Origin of the sequence: Pseudomonas sp. 2024-210, from assembly GCF_045062345.1 — a bacterium.
In the GTDB taxonomy this organism is placed as follows: domain Bacteria; phylum Pseudomonadota; class Gammaproteobacteria; order Pseudomonadales; family Pseudomonadaceae; genus Aquipseudomonas.
The window spans coordinates 1-22,923 of record NZ_JBJGEJ010000004.1; the positions used below are offsets into that span (position 1 = coordinate 1).

The following is a 22,923-nucleotide window of genomic DNA, read 5'->3' on the forward strand; positions in this document are numbered from 1 at the left end:
ATCTGGTCGGGCTCATCATACCTTCGCTGGGTCTTCCGGTATTTCGCGGCAAGGTCGGGGCGCCAGAGTTCAGCGCCATTGATACGCTGACTGGCGTGGCCTTGCCGATGCTTGAAGACACCCAAGGCGTTCGCGCGTTTACCCAGGACACCGGCCGCATCGTGAAGCTGCTCGATACATTGCCATTGCCACCCGCGCTCGATGAAACCACCGCGACCACCCCGGCCCTGCAAACCGTGTTAACCGCCGCGCTGGCCGCGACGGCCGTGCGAAAAGCCGAGGAGCTTGAGGAACGAAAACGCCTGTGGGTTGAGCAGGCTAAAGCGGCGGCTGCCGCCGCTCGCGTGAGTGAATAAACCGCGCTTTCAACTGAGAGAGTGCCACCTCTGAATCCAAGTCATTGAGCCGGCTCATTTTTTATTCGGTCATGGCGGTTGTAAGTTTTTCTCAGACAGGTACAATGGCGCCGTTCGCTGCTAAGCGGATGGTGTTATGGTGACCCTATCGGTCCCTCCGCAACGATTACCCGTGAACCTGGTCAGATCCGGAAGGAAGCAGCCACAGCGGGAACATTGTGTGCCGGGGTGTGGCTGGTGGGGTTGCCTCCATTTTAAAAGTCCTCATTTGCGCAGGGCTTTTAGTCAGAAATTCAGCATCTCCCTCATCTAAAAATCAATCGACGCTTTATGCCTGAGTCGACATTTTTGTGTGGGCGTAGAAAACCTGCTTCAACTGCGCCAAGCAGTTTAAAGTGCGCATCGGATGCAATTTTGCCCTTGCTCCGCTAGCATTAGCCCCTTCCGCTTTTCAGACGCGACGGTTATCAATGAGTTATCAGGTTCTTGCACGTAAATGGCGTCCGCGCTCGTTCCGCGAAATGGTCGGCCAGACCCATGTGCTCAAGGCTCTGATCAACGCCCTGGACAGTCAGCGCCTGCATCACGCCTACCTGTTTACCGGGACGCGAGGTGTCGGCAAGACCACCATTGCGCGGATCATCGCCAAATGCCTGAACTGTGAAACAGGTATTACCTCGACGCCCTGCGGCGAGTGTTCGGTGTGCCGGGAGATTGATGAAGGGCGCTTTGTCGACCTGATCGAAATCGACGCCGCCAGTCGCACCAAGGTCGAAGATACCCGCGAGCTGCTCGACAACGTGCAGTACGCCCCGAGCCGTGGGCGCTTCAAGGTCTACCTGATCGACGAAGTGCACATGCTCTCCAGCCATTCCTTCAATGCGCTGCTGAAAACACTTGAAGAGCCGCCGCCCTACGTCAAGTTCATTCTGGCGACCACTGACCCGCAGAAACTGCCCGCCACCATCCTTTCTCGTTGTTTGCAGTTTTCGCTGAAAAACATGACCCCTGAGCGCGTGGTCGAACACCTGAGCCACGTGCTGAGTGTCGAGAACGTTCCGTTCGAAGATGACGCACTGTGGTTGTTGGGGCGTGCGGCCGATGGCTCGATGCGAGACGCCATGAGCCTCACCGATCAGGCCATTGCCTTCGGTGAGGGTAAAGTGCTGGCGGCGGATGTGCGGGCGATGCTCGGCACCCTCGACCATGGTCAGGTTTTCGATCTGCTGCATGCCTTGATTGAAGGGGATGCGCGGGCATTGCTTGAGGCGGTTCGTCATTTGGCCGAACAAGGCCCGGACTGGAATGGCGTGCTGTCCGAGATTCTAAACGTGTTTCATCGCGTTGCCATTGCTCAGGCGTTGCCTGAAGGCGTCGACAACGGTCACGGCGATCGTGATCGCGTGCTGGCGCTGGCCAAGGCGATGCCGGCGGAAGACGTGCAGTTTTATTACCAGATGGGCCTGATTGGTCGGCGCGATTTGCCGCTGGCGCCCGACCCGCGAGGCGGCTTTGAGATGGTCTTGCTGCGCATGCTGGCCTTCCGCCCGGCGGATGCGACAGACTCACCGAGTCAGCCGTTAAAGCCAGTGGGGATCAGCCAGGCCACAGTTGATTCCGCTCAATCCGTGGCGGCGCCGAAGCCTGTTACGCCAGTCGCCAAGGCGGCGATTGTTGAGGCGCCCACATCTGAGCCGGTCGTCGAGAGCGCACCGGCACCTGTAGAAGCGCCCAAAGTGACTGCGCCACCGCCAGTGGACTTGCCGTGGAACGAGCCGTCTGTCCCGGTGGTCGATGACACGCCAGTGCCTGAGCCGATGCTGGATACGGTCAGCGAACCGCCCGAGTTGCCGCCGATGCCGTTGCCGACGCCCGACAGTGTGGTGCCGGACGCCCCCGAGTGGGTGGCGCCGTCCATGCCTGAGCCCACGGTGGATCAGGTTGACGCCGCGTTGTCGGGGATGGATCGCGATGACGAGCCGCCGCTGGATGAAGACTACATCGAGCCGGACATGGACTCGGCTGCCTACAGCTACCTGGATGAGCTGGCCAGCGAGCATGCCGCTGAACCTGCGCCAGAGCCAGAACCTCTGCCGGCGGCAATGCCGGCCACGGGCCTGGCCCTTGAATGGCTGAATATGTTCCCCAAATTACCGGTATCGGGGATGACCGCGAGCATTGGTGCCAACTGCACCTTGATGGCGGTGGAAGGGGATAACTGGCTGTTGCATCTGGACCCGGCGCACAGTGCGCTGTTTAACGCGACCCAGCAGCGCCGACTCAATGACGCACTGAACCAGTACCACCAGCGCGCACTCAAAGTCACGATTGAGCTGGTCAAGCCAGAGCAGGAAACCCCGGCTCAGGCAGCGGCACGCTTTCGGGCAGAGCGACAGCGTCTGGCTGAAGAGTCGATTTACGCAGATCCGCTGGTGCAAAAAATGATTGAACAGTTCGGTGCGGCAGTTCGCGACGATACGATCCAGCCTGTCGACGTTGAAGAGGCCAAGGCTTCGTAATGTCACAGGTAAATTTTTACAGCCCGGGGTTCTTTAGACCGCGGGTGCATTGTCCAAATAACGTTTGAGGTGATTCCCATGATGAAAGGTGGCATGGCCGGCCTGATGAAGCAGGCGCAGCAAATGCAGGAAAAAATGGCCAAGATGCAGGAAGAACTGGCCAACGCCGAAGTCACCGGTAAAGCGGGTGGCGACATGGTGACGGTGGTGATGACCGGTCGCCACGACATCAAGCGCGTCAGCATCGACCCGACACTGCTGGAAGGTGTGAGTGAAGATGATCGCGAAGTGCTTGAAGACTTGTTCGCCGCTGCCGTCAATGACGCCGTGCGCAAGATCGAAGCCAACAGCCAGGACAAAATGTCGGGCGTTACCGCTGGCATGCAACTGCCGCCGGGCATGAAGATGCCGTTCTAAGGCGCTGAAATGCCAGGCCCCGCGCCTGGCATTTTTTTGCCTGTTTTACGGGTATTTGACCTGGTTTCACCCTGCGGGTATAAACCGCTTCTCGTTGTTTTGTCGGACCTTTCCTTATGAGCTTTAGCCCCCTTATTCGCCAATTGATCGATGCCTTGCGTACCTTGCCGGGTGTGGGTCAAAAAACCGCACAGCGCATGGCCCTGCAATTGCTGGAGCGTGATCGCAGTGGCGGGTCGCGTCTGGCGCTGGCCTTGAGTCAGGCGATGGACGGCGTGGGGCATTGCCGTCTGTGCAGAACCTTGACCGAAGATGACCTGTGCCCGCAGTGCGCCGATGTGCGCCGTGATGACACCTTGCTCTGCGTGGTTGAAGGGCCGATGGATGTGTACGCCGTTGAGCAGACCGGCTACCGCGGACGTTATTTCGTGCTCAAGGGGCATTTGTCGCCCCTGGATGGGTTGGGGCCGGAGGCCATCGGGATTCCGCAATTGATGGCGCGGATTGCTGAGCAGGGGACATTCAGTGAAGTGATTCTGGCGACCAACCCTACGGTGGAGGGTGAAGCGACAGCGCATTACATTGCCCAGTTGTTGAGCAACAAAGGGTTGATCGCCTCGCGTATTGCCCACGGTGTGCCGTTGGGCGGAGAGTTGGAGCTGGTGGATGGCGGGACCTTGGCTCACTCGTTTTCCGGGCGTCGACCGATCGTTTTGTAGGTGTCGGCCAAAAGCCCCTCACCCTAACCCTCTCCCAGAGGGAGAGGGGACTTGATCGGTGTCGTTGCATACCTGCTTTTGCTTTTAGTCCCCTCTCCCTCTGGGAGAGGGCTAGGGTGAGGGCTGTTTCCCACGCTTACCCCGGTCTAAAACCCCCGCTAACCCCCTGAAATACAAGGGATGGCCCTCGGCCATTAAAAAAATCCAAAAAAGCCCTCAAGCAACGTGCATTGACGACGATAACTATTACGAAGGTTCTCTAGGCCACACCCGGCGGTTGCCAGGGCCGGAAGCCGCAGTAATTACCCAGTGAGGATTTCGTCATGGCTTTAACCGTAAACACCAACCTTGCATCGCTGAATGTTCAGAACAACCTGAACAAATCCTCGACGGCTCTGTCGACTTCCATGCAGCGCCTGTCTTCCGGCCTGCGTATCAACAGCGCTAAAGACGATGCGGCCGGCCTGCAAATCTCCAACCGTCTGACCAGCCAGATCAACGGCCTGGGCACAGCGATCAAGAACGCCGGTGACGGTATCTCCATTGCGCAAACCGCTGAAGGCGCAATGCAGGAATCCACCAACATTCTGCAAACCATGCGTACCTTGGCCCTGTCGTCTGCCAACGGTTCCCTGAGTGCAGAAGACCGCAAGTCGAACAACGCCCAGTACGCGGCCCTGACTTCGGAACTGACCCGTATTGCAACCACCACCACCTTCGGTGGCAAGAACCTGCTGGACGGCTCGTTCGGTACCACCGCTTTCCAGATCGGTGCTAACGCCAACCAGACCATCAACATGACCATGGGTGATGTGTCGGCTAACGCCATTGGTTCGCAGCAAGTTAAGTCTGTTGCGATTGTGCCTACAGACAAAGGTGTGGCTGGTGGTGATATCAGCGTTACCGGTGGTGGTGAAAGCAAACAAATCACTGTAGGTGAGGGTGACTCGGCCAAGAAGACTGCAACTCAACTGAATGGTTTGATCGGTGGTCTGTCTGCAACCGCCAGCACTGAAGCTAAATTGACGGTTACTGCTGCTGCGGGCACCCCTGCGAACTTCAACCTGAAAGTTGGCGGTCAAGACGTAGACTTTGTAGGCGTTACTGACCTTGATAGTCTGGCTGACCAGTTGAGTTCCAACGCGGCCAAGTTGGGCATCACTGTAAACTTTGATAGCAGTGCGCAAACACTGTCTATCAAGTCCGACTCGGGTGAGAACTTCGAATTCACCAGCGCTGCAGGCGGACCAGGTGTTTCGGTTCAGGTCAAAGATGGCGCTGGTGATTTCGCTACCACTGCCACTCCATTGGCTGCTGCCGGTGACAAAATTATTGCGACCGGTGCTGTATCTCTGGACTCAGCCAAGGGCTACTCGTTGAGCGGTACGGGTGTTGGTGGGGTGTTTGCAACGGGTGCTGGTGGCGCGGACCTAACCAAGGCTTCCGTTAAAACCACTATCGCAGATACCGATGTAACGACTGCAACCAGCGCGCAAAACGCCATTGCCGTTATTACTCAGGCGATTTCGAACATCGACTCCCAGCGTGCTGACCTGGGTGCCGTGCAAAACCGTTTCGACAGCACGGTTTCCAACCTGCGCAGCATCTCGGACAACTCCACTGCGGCACGTGGCGCGATCCAGGACGTTGACTTCGCATCGGAAACTGCTCAGCTGACCAAGCAACAAACCCTGCAACAGGCTTCCACTGCAATCCTGTCCCAGGCTAACCAGCTGCCGTCCGCTGTACTGAAACTGCTTCAGTAATTCCAGCGCTTGGTAACAAACGGAGGGGCGCGTTTACGCGCCCTTTTGTTTTTTCAGTGAAGAGGGCAGCGTCATGGACATGAGTGTCAAGCTGAACCACGCTTACTCACCGTCGGTGCAGGTACTGAACCCGTCGGCTGCCAACGCTCAGCCCAAGGCTGAAAGCGTTGAAGCGGACCGCATCCCCCAGCGCGATGAGCTGGAAAAAGCAGTCTCGGATATTCGTGAGTTTGTGCAATCGACTCAACGCAATCTGGATTTCTCCATCGATGACTCCACCGGTGTGGTGGTGGTCAAGGTGATTGCCACGGACAGTGGTGAAGTGATCCGTCAGCTTCCCTCGGAAGCCGCGCTGAAACTGGCGCAAAGTTTGACCAATGCCAACAGCCTGCTGTTTCAAAGTAAAGTCTGAGCTGGCACGAAATTTGTTGCTGTTTGTCTTGAGGCGTTGTTCGTCAACAAAACAGCAGCCACTGGATAAGGAGAAGGATGATGGCAGGTACAACGGTTAGCGGTATCGGTTCGAACGTCGATACTCAGGCGATTGTAAAGTCGTTGGTTGCGGCTGAAAAAGCGCCCAAGCAAACACAAATCAATAACCAATCACTGAAAGCAACCACCACGCTGTCGTCCATCGGTAAGGTTCAGTCGGCCTTGAGCAGTTTCCGCTCGGCCTTGGCGACGATGAACACCACCACCATTTTCGGCGGTTTGACCGCCACCTCGTCGGATGAGAAAACCGCCAAGGTGACCTTGAGCGGCAGTGCGTCCAACGGCAGCTTCGCGCTTAAAGTCGAGCAATTGGCTACCGCGTCGAAAATCTCCACCAAGGTTTTCGACAAGGGCGCCAGTTCAGTCGTCAATACAGGCTCCACGCCGAGCAATCTGATCATCAAGCAGGGCGATACCAAGTTTGATGTCAGCGTACCGGCCGGTGCGACCTTGCAGCAGGTTCGCGACTCGATCAACAGCCAGTACGGCGCCAAGGGCATCAGTGCCAACATCCTGACCGATGCCAATGGGTCGCGCATGGTCTTGACCACGACCACCATGGGCGAGGGCAGCGACCTCAGTCTGGAAGGTGACAGTGGCCTGGAAGACGCCTTTAAGGTGATCGATCCGCCACAAAACGCCCTGTACAGCATCGACGGCATCGACATGGTGTCCAAGACCAATAACATTGCCGACGCGATCAGTGGTGTCAGTCTTCAATTAATTGCGCCAACCGCCAGCGGCGCCGCTGCGACCACGGTGTCGGTGTCCACCAGCTCGACTCAGCTCAAGTCGGCGGTCAAAGGCTTTGTGGACACCTACAACGCCTTGCTCGCGGCCATCAACGCCGAGACCAAAGTCACCAAGAGCGAAGACGGCACGCAGACCGCGGGCGCGTTGACCGGGGATGCCACCATGCGCACCCTGACGTCTACCTTGCGCAATGAACTCAATGCCATGTCGGGTACCGGTGAATTGAAGTCGCTGGCGCAGTTTGGTGTGAGCACCAACCAGACCTCGGGTTTGCTGGAAATCAACGACAAGAAGTGGGATGCCGCGGTGGCCACCAATGCGTCGGATCTCAAAAGCATTTTCACCGGTGACAAAGGCTTGCTGATGCGCCTGCAAAACTCGACGGCCGACTATGCACGAAGCAATACCGGCATCCTCGCGGCGCGTTCCGCCAGTTTGACCACCAGCCTCAATGACCTGACCAAGCAGCAGACAGCGCTGGAAACACGCATGGACAGCCTGCAACTGTCGTTGATGGCTAAATACAACGCGATGGACACGCTGGTCGCTCAAATCACGGCATCGGCCACCAGCATGATGACCACGCTGAATTCGCTGAACAATCCTAAATCGACCTGATAAGCAGCGCTCAAGTTCTGTGTCGTCACGTCGACATACAACGCAGTGGCGTCTTTTCAGTCGTTTATTTCAAGCGCTTATTTTTCCAGCGGTCCCTGTTACGAGGTAGAAACATGAATCCCATGAGAGCCCTTCGCCAGTACCAGAAGGTCAATTCCCACGCTCAGATCTCCGAGGCCAGCCCGCATCGGCTGGTGCAAATGTTGATGCAGGGTGGGCTTGATCGCATGGCTCAGGCCAAAGGGGCAATGGAGCGCGGAGATATTGCGCAAAAAGGCGAATTGCTCGGCAAGGCCATCGACATCATTGTCGGGCTGCGTCAGGGGCTGGATGAGAAAAAGGCCGAAGACCCGGCTTCGATTCGTCAGTTGGATGACCTGTACGAATACATGGGCTCGCGCCTGCTTCAAGCCAACCTGAAAAACGATCCCGAAATCATCGACGAAGTCGCGCGTTTATTGATTACGGTTAAAAGTGGTTGGGATGAGATCGCGCCTGAGTAAATCCGTCTGAGTCGCCGAGGAGTGCGTTATGAGCCAATTGCAACGAATTCAAGAAACCCGTGATGCGCTGATCAATGCCCTGGCAGAACGTAATTGGGAAGCTATTGGCGAATTGGACCTGGCTTGCCGCCAGTCGGTCGAGAGCGTTCTGGATGAAGCGCCGGTGGACGAGGCTGTATTGCGCGAGAATCTGGAAGGGTTGTTGGTGGTGTATCGCATGTTGCTGGAGGCGGCGACGGGTGAGCGGCAACAGCTGGTGGATCAGATGTCCCAGATCAACCAAGCAAAAAATGCTTCAAAGGTTTACCATTTGTTCGGTTAAGGCATAAAAAATGTGTGGTTTATTGACGCAGTGCGCCATAAATTTGACTGTATGTGGGTTTATGACTTAACTAGTGCTGTATCCTGTTTCAGTCGTCCTAAGTATCCAACAGGGTAGGGCGGCTAAATAATGCCCTGCCATCCGGGTATTGAGCTGACTAGGGAAGTTGCTATTGCATGTGGCGTGAAACCAAAATTCTGCTGATCGATGACGATAGCGTTCGCCGCCGTGATTTGGCGGTGATTCTAAATTTTCTGGGTGAAGAAAATTTAGCCAGCACCAGCCACGCATGGGAACAAGATGTCAGTCTCCTGACCTCCAGTCGCGAGGTGCTGTGTGTGCTGGTAGGCGCTGTAAACATCGCAGGCGGCATTTCGAGCTTGCTTAGGACAGTGGCAGAGTGGGATGAGTTCCTTCCCGTTATGCTTTTAGGTGAAATTTCTTCGGCAGAGTTGCCTGAAGACCAACGTCGCCGTGTCTTGTCTAGCCTTGAAATGCCCCCCAGCTACAGCAAATTGCTTGATTCCCTGCACCGCGCTCAGGTCTATCGCGAGATGTACGACAAGGCTCGTGAGCGCGGCCGTCACCGTGAACCCAACCTGTTTCGCAGTCTGGTCGGTACCAGCCGCGCCATTCAGCACGTGCGTCAAATGATGCAGCAAGTGGCCGATACCGACGCCAGCGTATTGATCCTCGGCGAATCCGGCACCGGCAAGGAAGTGGTTGCGCGCAATCTGCATTACCACTCCAAGCGCCGCGACGCGCCGTTTGTGCCGGTCAACTGCGGGGCGATTCCTGCCGAGTTGCTCGAAAGCGAATTATTTGGTCATGAGAAGGGCGCTTTCACCGGCGCCATCACCAGCCGTGCCGGGCGTTTCGAGTTGGCCAACGGCGGCACGCTGTTTCTCGACGAAATCGGTGATATGCCACTGCCGATGCAGGTCAAGCTGCTGCGCGTCTTGCAGGAGCGCACCTTTGAGCGTGTGGGCAGCAACAAGACCCAGAGCGCCGATGTGCGCATTATTGCCGCCACGCACAAAAACCTCGAAACCATGATTGAAGTCGGCGCTTTCCGCGAAGACTTGTACTACCGCCTCAATGTTTTCCCGATCGAAATGGCGCCGTTGCGCGAGCGCGTCGAAGACATCCCGTTGTTGATGAACGAGTTGATTTCGCGCATGGAACACGAAAAGCGCGGTTCGATTCGCTTTAACTCTGTCTCGATCATGTCCTTATGCCGGCACGCCTGGCCGGGCAACGTGCGAGAGCTGGCCAACCTGGTCGAGCGCATGGCGATCATGCATCCGTATGGTGTGATTGGCGTGGCTGAGCTGCCGAAGAAATTCCGTTACGTGGACGACGATGACGAGCAGGCTCCAGACCCGATGTTCAGTGAAATGGAGGAGCGCGTGGCGATCAATAACAGCGTTCCCGATTTCAGTTCCTCCGCGATGCTGCCGCCAGAAGGGCTTGACCTCAAGGATTACCTGGGCGGGTTGGAGCAGGGGTTGATCCAGCAAGCGCTGGACGATGCCAATGGCATCGTCGCCCGGGCAGCCGAACGCCTGCGCATTCGACGTACCACCCTGGTCGAAAAAATGCGCAAATACGGCATGAGCCGTCGCGAAGGCGAAGAGCAGTTAGAAGACTGACCTTTCGCGTGTAAACCCTGGGCCGCCATGCGGCCCTTCGTGGTCTTCGGTAGCGGCTACACGTCTGCATCAGAGTTTCAGGCACGGGTATTGCTTTGCTGGGTGTAACGAACCGTTTTATGACGGTCAGCCAAGCGAGAATGCCTCATGCCCCATACCGCCCAACACGCCTCGGCCCCTGACCTCGCAGGGCAGGGCCTTGCGCTTGCGACCCAGCCAGCCCGTCGTGAAGGCCTGGAGCAAGCGTTCTCGCTGTTTAATAACATGTCGACTCAGTTGAGCGATTCCTACAGCCTGCTTGAAGCCCGGGTGACCGAGCTCAAGGGCGAACTGGCCATGGTCAGTGCCCAGCGCATGGCCGAGCTGGCGGAGAAGGAACGGCTGGCCAACCGGCTGCAAAACCTCCTTGATCTATTGCCGGGCGGGGTCATCGTTATTGATGATCGCGGTCATGTGCGCGAGGCCAATCCGGCCGCCATTGAACTGCTCGGTGAGCCGCTACAAGGCGAATTATGGCGACAGGTGATTACCCGCTGCTTTGCACCGCGTGAAGATGATGGTCACGAAGTGTCGCTCAAGGATGGCCGGCGTCTGTCCATTGCTACCCGTTCGCTGGATGCCGAGCCCGGGCAGTTGGTCTTGCTCAATGACCTGACACAAACCCGTCGCTTGCAGGATCAGCTCGCGCGCCATGAGCGCCTGTCGTCACTGGGTCGCATGATGGCTTCGTTGGCCCACCAGATTCGCACACCCTTGTCCGCAGCGTTGATCTACGCCAGTCATTTGACTGAACAGGAACTGCCGGTGCAGACCCAGCAGCGTTTTGCCGGGCGCCTCAAAGAGCGGCTGCATGAGCTGGAGCATCAGGTGCGTGACATGCTGGTGTTTGCCCGTGGTGAACTGCCATTGACGGACCGAGTATCGTCCGCTGCCTTGTTGCAATCGCTACAGTCAGCCGCGCAGGCCCATGTTCAGGGGGTGGCCATCCGTTGGCAGTGTGATGCTCATGAGGGGCAACTGCTGTGCAACCGAGACACGCTGGTTGGTGCCCTGTTAAACCTGATCGAAAACGCCCTGCAAGCCGGCACGCCTCAGGTGCGCCTTAAAGTGCACCTGTATGCACGCGGCACAGTGTTGCGCTTGTGCGTGAGTGACAGTGGCAGCGGCATTGCGCCCAACGTGCTTGAGCGATTGGGCGAGCCTTTTTTCACCACTAAAGCCACGGGTACCGGGTTGGGGTTGGCGGTGGTCAATGCGGTGGTGCGCGCGCATCACGGGCAATTGCACATGCGTTCGCGGCTGGGGCGCGGCACCTGTGTGTTGATCAGCTTGCCGTTGATCCACAGCGCGACGGAGCACAACTGATGGTCATGCGAATCAAAGTCCTCTTGGTCGAAGACGATCACGCCTTGCGCGAAGCCTTGGTGGACACGCTGATGCTGGCCGGTCATGGTTTTCATGCCGTGGCTTCGGCTGAAGAAGCGTTGCTGGCGGTTGCCGAGCAATCGTTCAGTCTGGTGATCAGCGACGTCAATATGCCCGGTATGGATGGTCATCAATTGCTCAGCCGTTTACGTGCGAGTCAGCCGCAGTTGCCGGTGCTGTTGATGACGGCCCACGGTGCCGTGGAGCGTGCCGTTGACGCGATGCGTCAAGGGGCGGCCGATTACCTGGTGAAGCCGTTTGAGCCCAAGGCCTTGCTTGAACTGGTGGCCCGCCATGCGCTGGGCAGTCTGGGGGTGGTCGACACGCTCGGGCCGGTGGCGGTTGAGCCGGCCAGTGTGCAGTTGCTGGAATTAGCGGCTCGGGTGGCGCGCAGTGATTCTACGGTATTGATTTCGGGCGAGTCGGGCACAGGTAAAGAGGTGCTGGCACGCTATATCCATCAGCATTCGAGCCGTGCTGAGCAGCCGTTTGTCGCGATCAATTGCGCAGCCATTCCCGACAACATGCTTGAAGCCACCTTGTTTGGTCATGAGAAGGGTTCCTTTACCGGCGCCATCGCGGCGCAGGCTGGCAAGTTCGAGCAGGCGGACGGCGGTACGTTGTTGCTCGACGAAATTTCCGAAATGCCCCTGAGTTTGCAGGCCAAGTTACTGCGGGTGTTGCAAGAGCGCGAAGTGGAGCGGGTAGGAGGGCGCAAGCCGATAGTGCTGGATATTCGGGTGGTCGCCACGACCAACCGGGATCTTGCCGCTGAAGTGGCGGCGGGGCGCTTTCGTGAAGATTTGTTTTACCGGCTTTCGGTGTTTCCGCTGGCCTGGCGTCCTTTACGCGAGCGCACGGCGGATATTCTGCCGTTGGCTGAGCGCATGCTGGCCAGGCACATCAGCAAAATGAAACACACGGCGGTACGGTTCTCGTCTGAGGCCAAAGCGACCCTGACGGGCTACCCGTGGCCTGGCAATGTGCGTGAACTGGACAATGCACTCCAGCGCGCGCTGATTTTGCAGCAGGGCGGTTTGATCGAGGCGGCCGATTTTTGCCTGGCCGGGCCGGTGGCCTGTGCGCCGTTGCCGGTGCTGGCCGTAACCTTGCCGGTGGAAGCGGGTGATTCGGCCGGGGCGTTGGGTGAAGACCTGCGCCGTCGTGAGTTCCAGATGATTATCGATACCCTGCGCAACGAGCGCGGGCGGCGCAAGGAAGCGGCTGAGCGGCTGGGAATCAGCCCGCGAACCTTGCGCTACAAACTGGCGCAAATGCGTGACGCCGGGATGGATGTAGAGGCGTATTTGTTTGCGTCGAGCTAGTTGCCCTCACCCTAACCCTCTCCCGGAGGGAGAGGGGACTGATTGGGGGATGTTCAAGCGATCATTCACCTTGAGCGCGACACTGAATCCGAATACGGCTCGGTAAAGCTCTCTCTCGGAAGAAGAGGGAGCTGATCATGCACGGGCGCTGAATCCGAATATCACTCTGTACAGCCCCCTCTCCTTTTGGGAGAGGGTTGGGGTGAGGGTTGATCTTGATTTTCAATCCGCAGACGCGACGTTTTGTTACGTTAATCACGCGACGTGACATAGAGCTGGCATCTTTGTTGCTTTAACCCAGTAAGCGTTGTCCCAGCGTCAAAAAAATGCGGGTTGTCGGAGGCAGTGGTCTATGAGCCAAGGTATTGAATTTAATCGATTGATGTTGGATATGCGGGCCATGCAAATGGACGCGATGGCGCAATCGAAATCGTCTGTGCAAGCCGCGCCTGAAGCGGGTGCCAGCAGCTTCTCCGACATGCTCGGTAACGCGATCAACAAGGTCAGCGATACTCAGCAGGCGTCGACTCAACTCTCTAACGCTTTTGAAATCGGCAAGAGTGGTGTCGATCTGACGGATGTGATGGTTGCTTCGCAAAAGGCCAGCGTTTCATTCCAGGCTTTGACCCAGGTACGTAATAAACTGGTTCAAGCGTACCAAGACATCATGCAGATGCCGGTTTAAGGGCGATATCAAGTCATGGCAGATGCACTCACGGATAACGTTCCGGCCAATACCGGCCCGGCGGGCGGCAAGCCTCCGCTGTTTGGCCTTTCCTTTCTGGACAACCTGGCCGAAATGACCATGTTGCGTCAGGTCGGCCTTATGGTCGGTCTGGCTGCCAGCGTGGCAATCGGCTTTGCCGTAGTCCTGTGGTCGCAACAACCCGATTACCGGCCGCTTTACGGCAGTCTGGCCGGGATGGACGCCAAGCAGGTCACCGAAACTCTGGCCGCCGCCGACATTGCCTACACCGTTGAGCCGAACTCGGGCGCCTTGCTGGTCAAGGCCGACGACGTTGCCCGTGCGCGCCTCAAACTCGCCGCCGCCGGGGTCACGCCGACCGACAGCAATATCGGCTTTGAAATCCTCGACAAGGATCAAGGTCTGGGCACCAGCCAGTTCATGGAAGCCACGCGCTACCGCCGCGGTCTCGAAGGCGAACTGGCCCGCACCATTTCCAGCCTGAACAACGTCAAGGCTGCCCGCGTGCACCTGGCCATCCCCAAAAGCTCGGTCTTTGTCCGTGACGAACGCAAGCCGAGTGCGTCAGTGCTGGTCGAGTTGTACGCCGGGCGCTCGCTTGAGCCGGGGCAGGTATTGGCCATTATCAACCTGGTGGCCACCAGTGTTCCTGAGCTGAGCAAGTCGCAGATCACGGTCGTCGACCAAAAAGGCAATCTGCTGTCTGATCAAGCGGAAAACTCCGAATTGACCATGGCAGGCAAGCAGTTCGATTACAGCCGCCGCATGGAAGGCCTGCTCACCCAGCGCGTGCACAACATCCTGCAACCGGTGCTGGGCAATGACCGCTACAAGGCTGAAGTGTCCGCCGATGTCGATTTCAGTGCGGTCGAGTCCACCTCCGAACAGTTCAACCCGGATCAACCGGCGCTGCGCAGCGAGCAATCGACCAACGAGCAACGCACCGCCAGCAATGGCCCGCAAGGCGTTCCGGGGGCGCTGAGCAATCAGCCTCCGGGCCCGGCCACGGCACCGCAACAAACAGGCCAAGCCGCGGGTGCTGGCGCTGGCATGGTTCAGCCCGGCCAACCTTTGCTTGATGCCAACGGTCAGCAGATCATGGACCCGGCCACCGGCCAGCCCATGCTCGCACCTTATCCGGCAGACAAACGCACGCAATCGACGCGCAATTTCGAACTCGACCGCTCTATCAGTCACACCAAGCAGCAGCAGGGTAAGGTCAATCGGTTGTCGGTGGCCGTGGTGATCGACGACAAGGTCAACGTCAACCCGGCTAATGGGGAAATTACCCAAGTGCCGTGGACCAGCGACCAACTGGCGCGCTTTACACGGCTGGTGCAGGACGCCGTGGGTTTCGATGCCAGCCGGGGAGACAGCGTCAGTGTGATCAACGTGCCGTTCTCTACCGAGCGCGCAGAAGTCATCGCCGATATTCCGTTTTATTCGCAGCCCTGGTTCTGGGATGTGCTCAAACAGGCGCTAGGTGTTCTATTTATTCTGGTGCTGGTGTTTGGCGTGTTGCGCCCGGTGCTCAATAACCTCACCGGCAACGGTCGCAACAAGCCAGTGGCGGGTATTGGCAGCGACGCCGAGCTGGCCGGTATGGGCGGGCTGGACGGCGAACTGGCCAACGACCGGGTCAGCCTGGGCGGGCCGAAAAGCATCCTGTTGCCCAGTCCGAGCGAAGGCTATGACGCGCAGTTGAATGCCATCAAGAGTCTGGTAGCAGAAGACCCGGGCCGTGTGGCTCAGGTCGTTAAAGAGTGGATCAATGCCGATGAGTGATAACCGCGCCGCCGCGAACGCCAAGCTGAGCCGCGTCGACAAGGCCGCGATCCTGTTGCTGTCGCTCGGTGAAGCCGATGCGGCCCAGGTGCTGCGACATATGGGCCCCAAAGAGGTCCAGCGGGTGGGTGTGGCGATGGCGCAAATGCGCAACGTCCACCGTGAGCAGGTCGAGCAGGTGATGAGCGAGTTCGTCGAGATTGTCGGCGATCAAACCAGCCTAGGCGTTGGCTCCGACAGCTACATCCGCAAAATGTTGACCTCGGCGCTGGGCGAAGACAAGGCCAACGGCCTGATCGACCGGATTCTGCTGGGTGGCAACACCAGCGGCCTGGACAGTCTGAAATGGATGGAGCCGCGTGCGGTGGCGGATGTCATTCGTTACGAGCACCCGCAAATTCAAGCCATCGTGGTGGCCTACCTCGACCCGGATCAAGCGGGCGAAGTGCTCGGTCACTTTGATCAAAAGGCGCGTCTGGACATCATCCTGCGCGTTTCATCGCTCAATACCGTGCAGCCGGCAGCGCTCAAGGAGCTGAACCAGATCCTCGAAAAACAGTTCTCCGGCAATTCCAATTCGGCCCGTACGTCTTTAGGTGGCATCAAGCGTGCGGCCGACATCATGAACTTCCTCGACAGTTCGATCGAAGCACAGTTGATGGATTCGATTCGCGATATCGACGAGACCCTGTCCGGTCAGATCGAAGACCTCATGTTTGTCTTCAACAACCTGGCCGATGTCGACGACCGCGGTATCCAGGCGCTGCTGCGCGAAGTGTCCTCCGATGTGCTGGTGCTGGCGCTCAAAGGGTCTGACGACAACGTGCAGGAGAAAATCTTCAAAAACATGTCCAAGCGTGCAGCCGAACTGTTGCGCGACGATCTTGAAGCCAAGGGCCCTGTTCGCGTCAGTGATGTCGAGACGGCGCAAAAGGAAATCCTCACCATCGCCCGCCGTATGGCCGAAGCCGGAGATATTGTTCTCGGCGGGAAGGGCGGCGAAGAGATGATCTAAGTGAGCAACGGTGACTCTCCGGGAGATGTGATTCGCGCCAAGGATGTGGGCGCTTTTGATCTGTGGGGCCTGCCCAGTTTCGACCCTTGGCGCGATCCGGTTGAACCGCAACCGGAGATCGTCGAAGAAGTGCCCGAGGAAGTCGAAGAAGTGCCGCTGGATGAAGTCCAGCCACTGACCCTCGAAGCGCTCGAAAGCATTCGTCAGGAGGCTTATAACGAAGGCTTTGCGACTGGCGAAAAAGAAGGCTTTCACAGCACCCAGCTCAAGGTGCGTCAGGAAGCCGAGGCTGCACTGACGGCCAAGGTCGCCAGTCTCGAGCGTTTGATGAACAACTTAATGGCGCCGCTGGCCGAGCAGGACATGCAGCTTGAAAAAGCCATGGTCGGACTGGTCGAACACATGACGCGCCAGGTCATCCAGCGCGAAATGAAAACCGATTCACGCCAGATTGAGCAGGTGCTGCGCGAGGGCCTGAAACTGTTGCCGATGGGGGCTGACAATATCCGCCTGTTCATCAATCCTCAGGATTTTGAGCAGATTAAAGCCCTGCGCGAGCGCCATGAAGAGCGCTGGCGAATTGTCGAAGACGACACGCTGCAACCCGGTGGTTGCCGTATTGAAACCGAACACAGTCGTATCGACGCCAGTATTGAGACGCGCATCAAGCTGGCGATGAGCCAACTCTTCGATCAGCTTCACGAGCAAGCGCTGCATCCCGCTGCGGCCGATATCGCCGTCGACCTGGACACCCCCGATGCGCCTTGAGCGAACCAGTTTTGCCAAACGCATGAGCACCTATGCGTCGGCCGTATCGTTGCCTGCCCAGCCAGTGGTCGAAGGTCGCCTGCTGCGCATGGTCGGTCTCACCCTGGAGGCAGAAGGCCTGCGCGCGGCGATGGGCAGCCGTTGTCTGGTGATCAACGACGACAGCTTTCATCCGGTCGAAGTCGAAGCCGAAGTCATGGGTTTTTCCGGCAGCAAGATTTTCCTGATGCCGGTGGGCAGTGTCGCCGGGATCGCGCCGGGCGCCCGCGTGGTGCCGTTAGCCGACACCGGGCGCTTGCCGATGGGCATGAGTATGCTCGGGCGTGTGCTGGACGGGGCGGGCAGGGCGCTGGACGGCAAAGGCGGGATGAAAGCCGAAGATTGGGTGCCAATGGACGGTCCGACCATAAACCCGCTTAACCGCGATCCCATCAGCGTACCGCTGGATGTGGGCATTCGCAGCATCAACGGGTTATTGACGGTGGGGCGCGGTCAGCGGCTTGGCTTGTTTGCCGGTACGGGTGTGGGCAAGAGTGTGTTGCTGGGGATGATGACGCGCTTCACCGAGGCCGACATTATCGTGGTGGGCCTGATCGGTGAGCGGGGCCGTGAGGTGAAGGAGTTCATCGAGCACAGTCTCGGTGAAGAAGGCCTCAAGCGTTCAGTGGTGGTCGCCTCGCCTGCCGATGATGCGCCGTTGATGCGCTTGCGTGCAGCGATGTACTGCACGCGGATTGCTGAATACTTTCGCGACAAGGGCAAGAATGTCTTGTTGCTGATGGACTCGCTCACCCGATTCGCCCAGGCGCAGCGAGAAATCGCGCTGGCCATTGGCGAGCCGCCCGCCACCAAGGGCTACCCGCCCTCTGTATTTGCCAAATTGCCCAAGCTGGTCGAACGCGCCGGTAATGCCGAGGCCGGGGGCGGCTCCATTACCGCGTTTTACACGGTGCTGTCCGAAGGTGATGACCAGCAAGACCCGATTGCAGACTCGGCGCGGGGCGTGCTCGACGGTCATATCGTTTTATCCCGTCGCCTGGCCGAAGAAGGCCATTACCCGGCGATTGATATTGAAGCCTCTATCAGCCGGGTTATGCCTTCAGTGGTCACGCAAGAGCACATGCGTCGCGCGCAGCAGTTCAAGCAACTGTGGTCGCGTTTCCAACAAGCGCGAGACTTGATCAGTGTCGGTGCCTACGTGCCGGGCGGTGATCGTGAAACCGATACGGCCATCACCTTGCAGCCCGCGATGGTGGGCTATTTGCGTCAAGGCCTTAACGACAAGATCAGCATGGCTGAAAGCGAAGGCCATTTGGCCAGCCTTTTTGCTCCTGCAGCTGGCGGGTAACCGTTCGTGGCCAAAGATGGAAGGGCAGCGCGTCTTGCGCCTGTGGTCGACATGGCCGAGAAAACCGAAAAGGCTGCGGCCATGCGCCTTGGGCACTTTCAGGGGCAGGTCAATCTGGCCAACAGCAAACTCGGCGATCTCGAAAACTTCCGTGGCGACTACCAGGCGCAATGGGTCGAACGTGGCAGTCAAGGTGTGAGCGGGCAATGGATGCGCAACTACCAGTACTTTCTTAATCAGCTGGAAACCGCGGTCTCTCAGCAACGGCAAAGTCTGGTGTGGCATGAAAACAACCTCAACAAGGCCCGCGAAACCTGGCAACAGGCCTACGCCCGGGTCGAAGGGTTGCGCAAGCTGGTGCAGCGCTACGCCGATGAAGCCCGCCAGTTGGAAGACAAGCGCGAACAAAAGCTGATGGACGAATTGTCTCAGCGTCTGGTGCGGATAGCGCCAATCGAGTAGTCACTGACCAGAAGCCAAGGCTGCAAGTGCTCCGTTATCTGACCGTCTATAGTCTCTCTGTCAAACCGACACCTGACACGGGAGCACGCTTATGGCAGTTACGTCCGTAATTTCGGAAGACGGCAGCAAACTGACAATCGCGATCAAAGGCCGGTTCGATTTTGCCAAGCATCAAGAATTTCGTGACGCTTACGAAAAACTTCAGCCCAAGCCGCAATCGATCGTGGTGGATTTGAAGGACACCACCTACCTCGACAGTTCGGCGCTGGGGATGTTGTTGATGTTGCGCGATTATGCAGGCGCAGATGAGTCGGATATCCGGATCATCAACAGTAGCCTGGATGTCAGCAAAACCCTGGACATTTCTAACTTCAACCAACTGTTCGATATCACGTGAACAGCCCGCTGACGATACTGATTGCTGAAGACAGCGCGGTTGACCGTATGCTGCTTTCAAAGATCGTGCAAAAGCAGGGGCACCATGTGCTGTTGGCGTTCAATGGTGCTGAGGCCGTCGAACTGTTTATCCGCGAGCGTCCACATCTGGTGTTGATGGACGCCTTGATGCCGGTGATGGACGGGTTTGAGGCCACTCGCCAGATCAAGGCGCTGGCCGGTGATGCACTGGTGCCGGTGATTTTCCTCACCTCGCTTGATCACGCGCACGCGTTGGCGCGTACGCTTGAAGCGGGCGGCGACGATGTGCTGATCAAACCCTACAACCCATTGGTGCTGGCGGCGAAAATCACCGTGATGGATCGCTTGCGGCGCTTGCAAGACACGGTGTTGCAACAGCGCGATCAAATCGTGCGGCACAACCTCTATCTGCTCAATGAACAGCGTGTGGCCAAAGCGGTGTTTGATCGGGTGGCGCACTCAGGGTGTTTGAGTGCGCCCAATATTCGTTATTTGCAGTCACCGTATGCGCTGTTCAATGGCGATTTATTGCTGGCCGCCTACACCCCGACCGGCGATACACACCTGTTGCTTGCCGACTTCACCGGCCACGGATTGCCGGCTGCGATTGGCGCGATGCCGCTGGCTGAGGTGTTCTACAGCATGACGGCCAAGGGCTACAGGTTGGGCGAGATACTTCGAGAAATGAACGCCAAGCTCAAGCGCATATTGCCCACTGACATGTTTTGCTGCGCCACATTGGCCTGTGTGAGCGCGCTGCGGCGCAGTGTAGAAGTCTGGAATGGCGGTATGCCCGATGGCTATCTACTGAGTTTGACGGGTCATGACACGATCCTGACTTCGCAGCATTTGCCTTTGGGTGTGTTGCCCGCGCAGCGCTTCGACCATGGCACGCAGGTGTGGCCGATGTTGCCCGGTGATCAACTGTTTTTATTGACGGATGGGGTGATCGAGACCAGTGGTCCCGATGATCAGCTGTTTGGGGTCGAGCGCTTGCAGCGGGTGATTGCACACAACCGCGATCCGCAACAGTTGATTACCGAGGTTGAACAGGCGCTGCGCGATTTTCAAGGGAGCAGCCGTGATGACATCAGCATGGTGCATATCACCTCACAGTTGCCGCAGAAGTTGGGCGCGCCGGCCATGCTCTATTCCGACAGTGGCCAGTGCAGTCCGCTTGACTGGTCGGCCAGCTTTGAGTTTCGCGCCGTTTCGCTGCAACAGTTCAACCCGCTGCCGTATCTGTTGCATTTGCTGATGGAGGTTCATGGGTTGCGGCCCCAAGGGGCGGTTATCCATGCAGTACTGTCCGAGCTTTACAGCAATGCGCTGGAACATGGCGTGCTGGGCCTGGACTCAAGCCTCAAACGCGACCCTCAAGGGTTTACAAAATATTACGAGCTGCGCAAAGAGCGTCTGGCCACCTTGAAGGACGGTTATGTGCGTGTGAAATTACACGTAATACCCCTGCGCGAAGGCGGTAGGGCGGTGCTCTGCGTGGAAGACAGCGGTGCAGGCTTTAACGTCGCCAGCATCCTGGCCAGGCCCTTGGACAGAGACCGTTTATCGGGTCGGGGGGTCAGTTTGATCCGGCATATGTGCCCGCAGGTACGTTGGTCCGACGATGGTCGAAGCGCGACCGTAGAGTTTTCGTGGGAGGCTGAGGCATAATCTGTGCATTCTTGATCAAGGAGTGAGCAAGTGTCTGACATTCATATGGACCCCAACGTAGTCAATGCCTTACGCGACATGATGGAGGGCGGGTTTGCAGACCTGCTCGATACCTTTCTTTCGGACTCGCAAGAACGCCTCGACCAGCTTAAATCTGCCCATCTCGCCAGCGACCTGACATCGGTTGCTCACAGCTTCAAGGGCAGTAGCAGCAACATGGGTGCCATTCGTTTGGCGCACCTGTGCGGTCAGCTTGAAGAGCGTGCACACAAAAAGCAGTTGGCGGGTGTCGAGGCACTCGTTATCGAAATCAGTGATGAGTACCAAATGGTCCGTCGACTTTATGTCGCCGAGCGACAGCGTTACGCCGCGTCCGAGTCCGCCTCGAACTGAATGGGCCAAATTGGCCCGAACCTTGCTCTGAATCTCTGACCTGCACCTACGCCTGCCGTGCAGCGGAGACTCATCAATGCCATTTGCTGCCAACCCGCTTCTATCATCACCTGCCGCCGCAGCGTCCAAGGCCGCTGCCAGCAAGGCTGCACAGCCTGCTGAAGCCGGCCGGCAAACATTTTCCAGGGTGTATGCCAAGGCGTCCGATCCAGTGTTTAACAAAGCGCCGGAACCGGTTGCCAAGCAGATGGCAGGCGCCAAGACATCATCGACGGTTGCCGAAAGCGGCAAATCCTTGCCTGCTGGCAAGGCCAAGGACACTGCGGACACTGACCGGAGCGTTGCCCCCCTGGGCGACACGGCTCCCGCGCCGGACCCGCTTGCCACGGCGCCGGTGGTCGAATCAACCGAGCCTCAAGCCAGTGTCGAGCCGAATCAGGGCGATGTTCAGCCGCCGCCCACGCTGGCGTTGATCGCCGCCACCCAGGTTCAGCCTGAACCAGTGGCGGACGACACCGCTGAACCGCCCGCCGACCCGTTGGATGATTTGCCTGCATTACGGCTGGCAATGGAACAGGGCGGTCATATTTCTGCCGGTAGCAAGGCGCCAGCCAAATCTGGCAGCGCAGACAACAATGCAGCGAACACTCAAGGACCTGTCACTTCTGTAGCCCTGTTGATTGACGCGCAAGCCGATGCAGCAGAGCAGGGTGAAGGGGGCGATAAAGCGTTTAAAGGGCTGATCGATGAGGGCCTAAAAGACCTTAAAAGCGCGTCCAGCGACACGCGGGTCGATGACTTTTCCAACCGTCTGGCTGCATTGACTCAGGCAGCGGTGCCCAAAACAGCCAACGCGCTGCCGATCAACCAGCCTTTAGCCATGCACCAGAGCGGCTGGTCTGAAGAAGTCGTCAACCGGGTGATGTACCTGTCCAGTGCCAACCTCAAATCGGCCGATATTCAATTGGAGCCTGCGGAACTGGGGCGTCTGGACATTCGCGTCAACATCAGCGCCGATCAGGCGGCTCAGGTTAACTTCGTCAGCGGCCATGCGGGTGTGCGTGAGGCGCTGGACAGCCAGATGCACCGCCTGCGGGAGATGTTTGCCCAGCAAGGCATGGGGCAGGTTGACGTGAATGTCTCTGATCAATCGCGTCAATGGCAAGGTCAGGGTCAGGAGCATCAGGCACAGAGTAGCTCTGGGGGCCAAAGGCTTGAGAGCACTAGTGCTGAGGATCCTGCGGGGGCTGTAGCAGAGCCTTTAGCGCCGCGTGTCGTACTGGGTAGCAGTGCGGTGGATTATTACGCGTAAGCCCAACTCTGTAGTTGCAACGTTCGTCCCCAGTCAGCGCCAAAGCTCGTAAGTAGCTTGTGATCTGGCGTGTGATCTGGCGTGTGATCTGGCTTTTGATTTGGCTTTTGATCTTGATCTGCCGCCCCTTCGGGAGGCCGAATGGAGGTTCTGCGCAGTGGGTCGACCGGCATGGATGC

General features: G+C 58.0%; 21 protein-coding genes, 1 other RNA gene and 1 pseudogene. All 23 read left to right on the plus strand.

The genetic code is table 11. The annotated features are described in order from the left end of the window. A pseudogene (locus ACI7MX_RS06760) lies at positions 1–356 on the plus strand (DUF2235 domain-containing protein); the annotation flags it as partial. A 146-nt stretch (positions 357–502) separates the two neighbouring features. Next, positions 503–599, plus strand: an RNA gene (gene ffs, locus ACI7MX_RS06765) — signal recognition particle sRNA small type. 227 nt (positions 600–826) lie between these two features. Then, positions 827–2,875 (plus strand): DNA polymerase III subunit gamma/tau, encoded by a 2,049-nt coding sequence (gene dnaX, locus ACI7MX_RS06770; RefSeq protein WP_405587969.1) that lies wholly within the window; start codon positions 827–829, stop codon positions 2,873–2,875. A 78-nt stretch (positions 2,876–2,953) separates the two neighbouring features. Further along, positions 2,954–3,292, plus strand: a complete 339-nt coding sequence (locus tag ACI7MX_RS06775) for a YbaB/EbfC family nucleoid-associated protein (protein ID WP_122783037.1) — start codon at positions 2,954–2,956, stop codon at positions 3,290–3,292. 116 nt (positions 3,293–3,408) lie between these two features. Beyond that, a complete protein-coding gene (recR, locus tag ACI7MX_RS06780) occupies positions 3,409–4,011 on the plus strand; it encodes a recombination mediator RecR (protein WP_122783036.1) in 603 nt (200 codons plus the stop codon). 323 nt (positions 4,012–4,334) lie between these two features. Further along, entirely contained in the window at positions 4,335–5,777 is a 1,443-nt protein-coding gene (locus tag ACI7MX_RS06785) for a flagellin (protein ID WP_405587974.1), read from the plus strand. A 73-nt stretch (positions 5,778–5,850) separates the two neighbouring features. Further along, positions 5,851–6,189 (plus strand): flagellar protein FlaG, encoded by a 339-nt coding sequence (locus tag ACI7MX_RS06790; protein WP_405587977.1) that lies wholly within the window; start codon positions 5,851–5,853, stop codon positions 6,187–6,189. Positions 6,190–6,269: 80 nt separating this feature from the next. Beyond that, positions 6,270–7,640, plus strand: coding sequence for a flagellar filament capping protein FliD (gene fliD / locus ACI7MX_RS06795; RefSeq protein WP_405587980.1), 1,371 nt, complete (start codon positions 6,270–6,272; stop codon positions 7,638–7,640). A gap of 113 nt (positions 7,641–7,753) precedes the next feature. Further along, the gene (fliS, locus tag ACI7MX_RS06800) at positions 7,754–8,143 is read left to right on the plus strand and encodes a flagellar export chaperone FliS (protein WP_122783032.1); all 390 of its coding nucleotides are present in this window, start codon (positions 7,754–7,756) and stop codon (positions 8,141–8,143) included. A gap of 28 nt (positions 8,144–8,171) precedes the next feature. Beyond that, on the plus strand, positions 8,172–8,465 hold the full coding sequence (locus ACI7MX_RS06805) for a flagellar protein FliT (protein ID WP_314481480.1): 294 nt from the start codon (positions 8,172–8,174) through the stop codon (positions 8,463–8,465). Positions 8,466–8,641: 176 nt separating this feature from the next. Further along, on the plus strand, positions 8,642–10,117 hold the full coding sequence (locus ACI7MX_RS06810) for a sigma-54 dependent transcriptional regulator (RefSeq protein ID WP_314481482.1): 1,476 nt from the start codon (positions 8,642–8,644) through the stop codon (positions 10,115–10,117). Between the two features lie 264 nt (positions 10,118–10,381). Then, a complete protein-coding gene (locus ACI7MX_RS06815) occupies positions 10,382–11,482 on the plus strand; it encodes an ATP-binding protein (protein ID WP_314481969.1) in 1,101 nt (366 codons plus the stop codon). A 5-nt stretch (positions 11,483–11,487) separates the two neighbouring features. Beyond that, positions 11,488–12,867 (plus strand): sigma-54-dependent transcriptional regulator, encoded by a 1,380-nt coding sequence (locus tag ACI7MX_RS06820; protein ID WP_405588406.1) that lies wholly within the window; start codon positions 11,488–11,490, stop codon positions 12,865–12,867. Between the two features lie 352 nt (positions 12,868–13,219). Next, the gene (gene fliE / locus ACI7MX_RS06825; protein ID WP_314481485.1) at positions 13,220–13,552 is read left to right on the plus strand and encodes a flagellar hook-basal body complex protein FliE; all 333 of its coding nucleotides are present in this window, start codon (positions 13,220–13,222) and stop codon (positions 13,550–13,552) included. A gap of 15 nt (positions 13,553–13,567) precedes the next feature. Further along, positions 13,568–15,358: a flagellar basal-body MS-ring/collar protein FliF gene (fliF, locus tag ACI7MX_RS06830; protein WP_314481487.1), complete on the plus strand. Its 1,791-nt coding sequence runs from the start codon at positions 13,568–13,570 to the stop codon at positions 15,356–15,358. After that, complete coding sequence (gene fliG / locus ACI7MX_RS06835) at positions 15,351–16,373, plus strand: flagellar motor switch protein FliG (protein WP_314481490.1); 1,023 nt, start codon at positions 15,351–15,353, stop codon at positions 16,371–16,373. The genes fliF and fliG overlap by 8 nt, the downstream gene beginning before the upstream one ends. Next, entirely contained in the window at positions 16,374–17,141 is a 768-nt protein-coding gene (fliH, locus tag ACI7MX_RS06840; RefSeq protein WP_405587987.1) for a flagellar assembly protein FliH, read from the plus strand. Next, on the plus strand, positions 17,131–18,489 hold the full coding sequence (gene fliI, locus ACI7MX_RS06845; RefSeq protein WP_314481495.1) for a flagellar protein export ATPase FliI: 1,359 nt from the start codon (positions 17,131–17,133) through the stop codon (positions 18,487–18,489). Before fliH ends, fliI begins: the two co-directional genes overlap by 11 nt. A gap of 6 nt (positions 18,490–18,495) precedes the next feature. Beyond that, positions 18,496–18,951: a flagellar export protein FliJ gene (gene fliJ, locus ACI7MX_RS06850; protein WP_314481498.1), complete on the plus strand. Its 456-nt coding sequence runs from the start codon at positions 18,496–18,498 to the stop codon at positions 18,949–18,951. A gap of 91 nt (positions 18,952–19,042) precedes the next feature. Then, positions 19,043–19,348, plus strand: coding sequence for an STAS domain-containing protein (locus ACI7MX_RS06855; RefSeq protein ID WP_314481501.1), 306 nt, complete (start codon positions 19,043–19,045; stop codon positions 19,346–19,348). Continuing rightward, positions 19,345–21,039, plus strand: coding sequence for a SpoIIE family protein phosphatase (locus tag ACI7MX_RS06860; RefSeq protein ID WP_405587992.1), 1,695 nt, complete (start codon positions 19,345–19,347; stop codon positions 21,037–21,039). Before ACI7MX_RS06855 ends, ACI7MX_RS06860 begins: the two co-directional genes overlap by 4 nt. 30 nt (positions 21,040–21,069) lie before the next feature. After that, on the plus strand, positions 21,070–21,432 hold the full coding sequence (locus ACI7MX_RS06865; RefSeq protein ID WP_314481507.1) for an Hpt domain-containing protein: 363 nt from the start codon (positions 21,070–21,072) through the stop codon (positions 21,430–21,432). 76 nt (positions 21,433–21,508) lie between these two features. After that, entirely contained in the window at positions 21,509–22,744 is a 1,236-nt protein-coding gene (locus ACI7MX_RS06870) for a flagellar hook-length control protein FliK (RefSeq protein ID WP_405587995.1), read from the plus strand. The last annotated feature ends 179 nt before the right edge of the window (positions 22,745–22,923 follow it).

Bases quoted from the DNA above. Each gene is read 5' to 3' on its own strand.
- dnaX (WP_405587969.1), top strand. From the start codon at position 827: ATGAGTTATCAGGTTCTTGCACGTAAATGGCGTCCGCGCTCGTTCCGC.
- ACI7MX_RS06775 (WP_122783037.1), top strand. From the start codon at position 2,954: ATGATGAAAGGTGGCATGGCCGGCCTGATGAAGCAGGCGCAGCAAATG.
- recR (WP_122783036.1), top strand. From the start codon at position 3,409: ATGAGCTTTAGCCCCCTTATTCGCCAATTGATCGATGCCTTGCGTACC.
- ACI7MX_RS06785 (WP_405587974.1), top strand. From the start codon at position 4,335: ATGGCTTTAACCGTAAACACCAACCTTGCATCGCTGAATGTTCAGAAC.
- ACI7MX_RS06790 (WP_405587977.1), top strand. From the start codon at position 5,851: ATGGACATGAGTGTCAAGCTGAACCACGCTTACTCACCGTCGGTGCAG.
- fliD (WP_405587980.1), top strand. From the start codon at position 6,270: ATGGCAGGTACAACGGTTAGCGGTATCGGTTCGAACGTCGATACTCAG.
- fliS (WP_122783032.1), top strand. From the start codon at position 7,754: ATGAATCCCATGAGAGCCCTTCGCCAGTACCAGAAGGTCAATTCCCAC.
- ACI7MX_RS06805 (WP_314481480.1), top strand. From the start codon at position 8,172: ATGAGCCAATTGCAACGAATTCAAGAAACCCGTGATGCGCTGATCAAT.
- ACI7MX_RS06810 (WP_314481482.1), top strand. From the start codon at position 8,642: ATGTGGCGTGAAACCAAAATTCTGCTGATCGATGACGATAGCGTTCGC.
- ACI7MX_RS06815 (WP_314481969.1), top strand. From the start codon at position 10,382: ATGTCGACTCAGTTGAGCGATTCCTACAGCCTGCTTGAAGCCCGGGTG.
- ACI7MX_RS06820 (WP_405588406.1), top strand. From the start codon at position 11,488: ATGCGAATCAAAGTCCTCTTGGTCGAAGACGATCACGCCTTGCGCGAA.
- fliE (WP_314481485.1), top strand. From the start codon at position 13,220: ATGAGCCAAGGTATTGAATTTAATCGATTGATGTTGGATATGCGGGCC.
- fliF (WP_314481487.1), top strand. From the start codon at position 13,568: ATGGCAGATGCACTCACGGATAACGTTCCGGCCAATACCGGCCCGGCG.
- fliG (WP_314481490.1), top strand. From the start codon at position 15,351: ATGAGTGATAACCGCGCCGCCGCGAACGCCAAGCTGAGCCGCGTCGAC.
- fliI (WP_314481495.1), top strand. From the start codon at position 17,131: ATGCGCCTTGAGCGAACCAGTTTTGCCAAACGCATGAGCACCTATGCG.
- ACI7MX_RS06855 (WP_314481501.1), top strand. From the start codon at position 19,043: ATGGCAGTTACGTCCGTAATTTCGGAAGACGGCAGCAAACTGACAATC.
- ACI7MX_RS06870 (WP_405587995.1), top strand. From the start codon at position 21,509: ATGCCATTTGCTGCCAACCCGCTTCTATCATCACCTGCCGCCGCAGCG.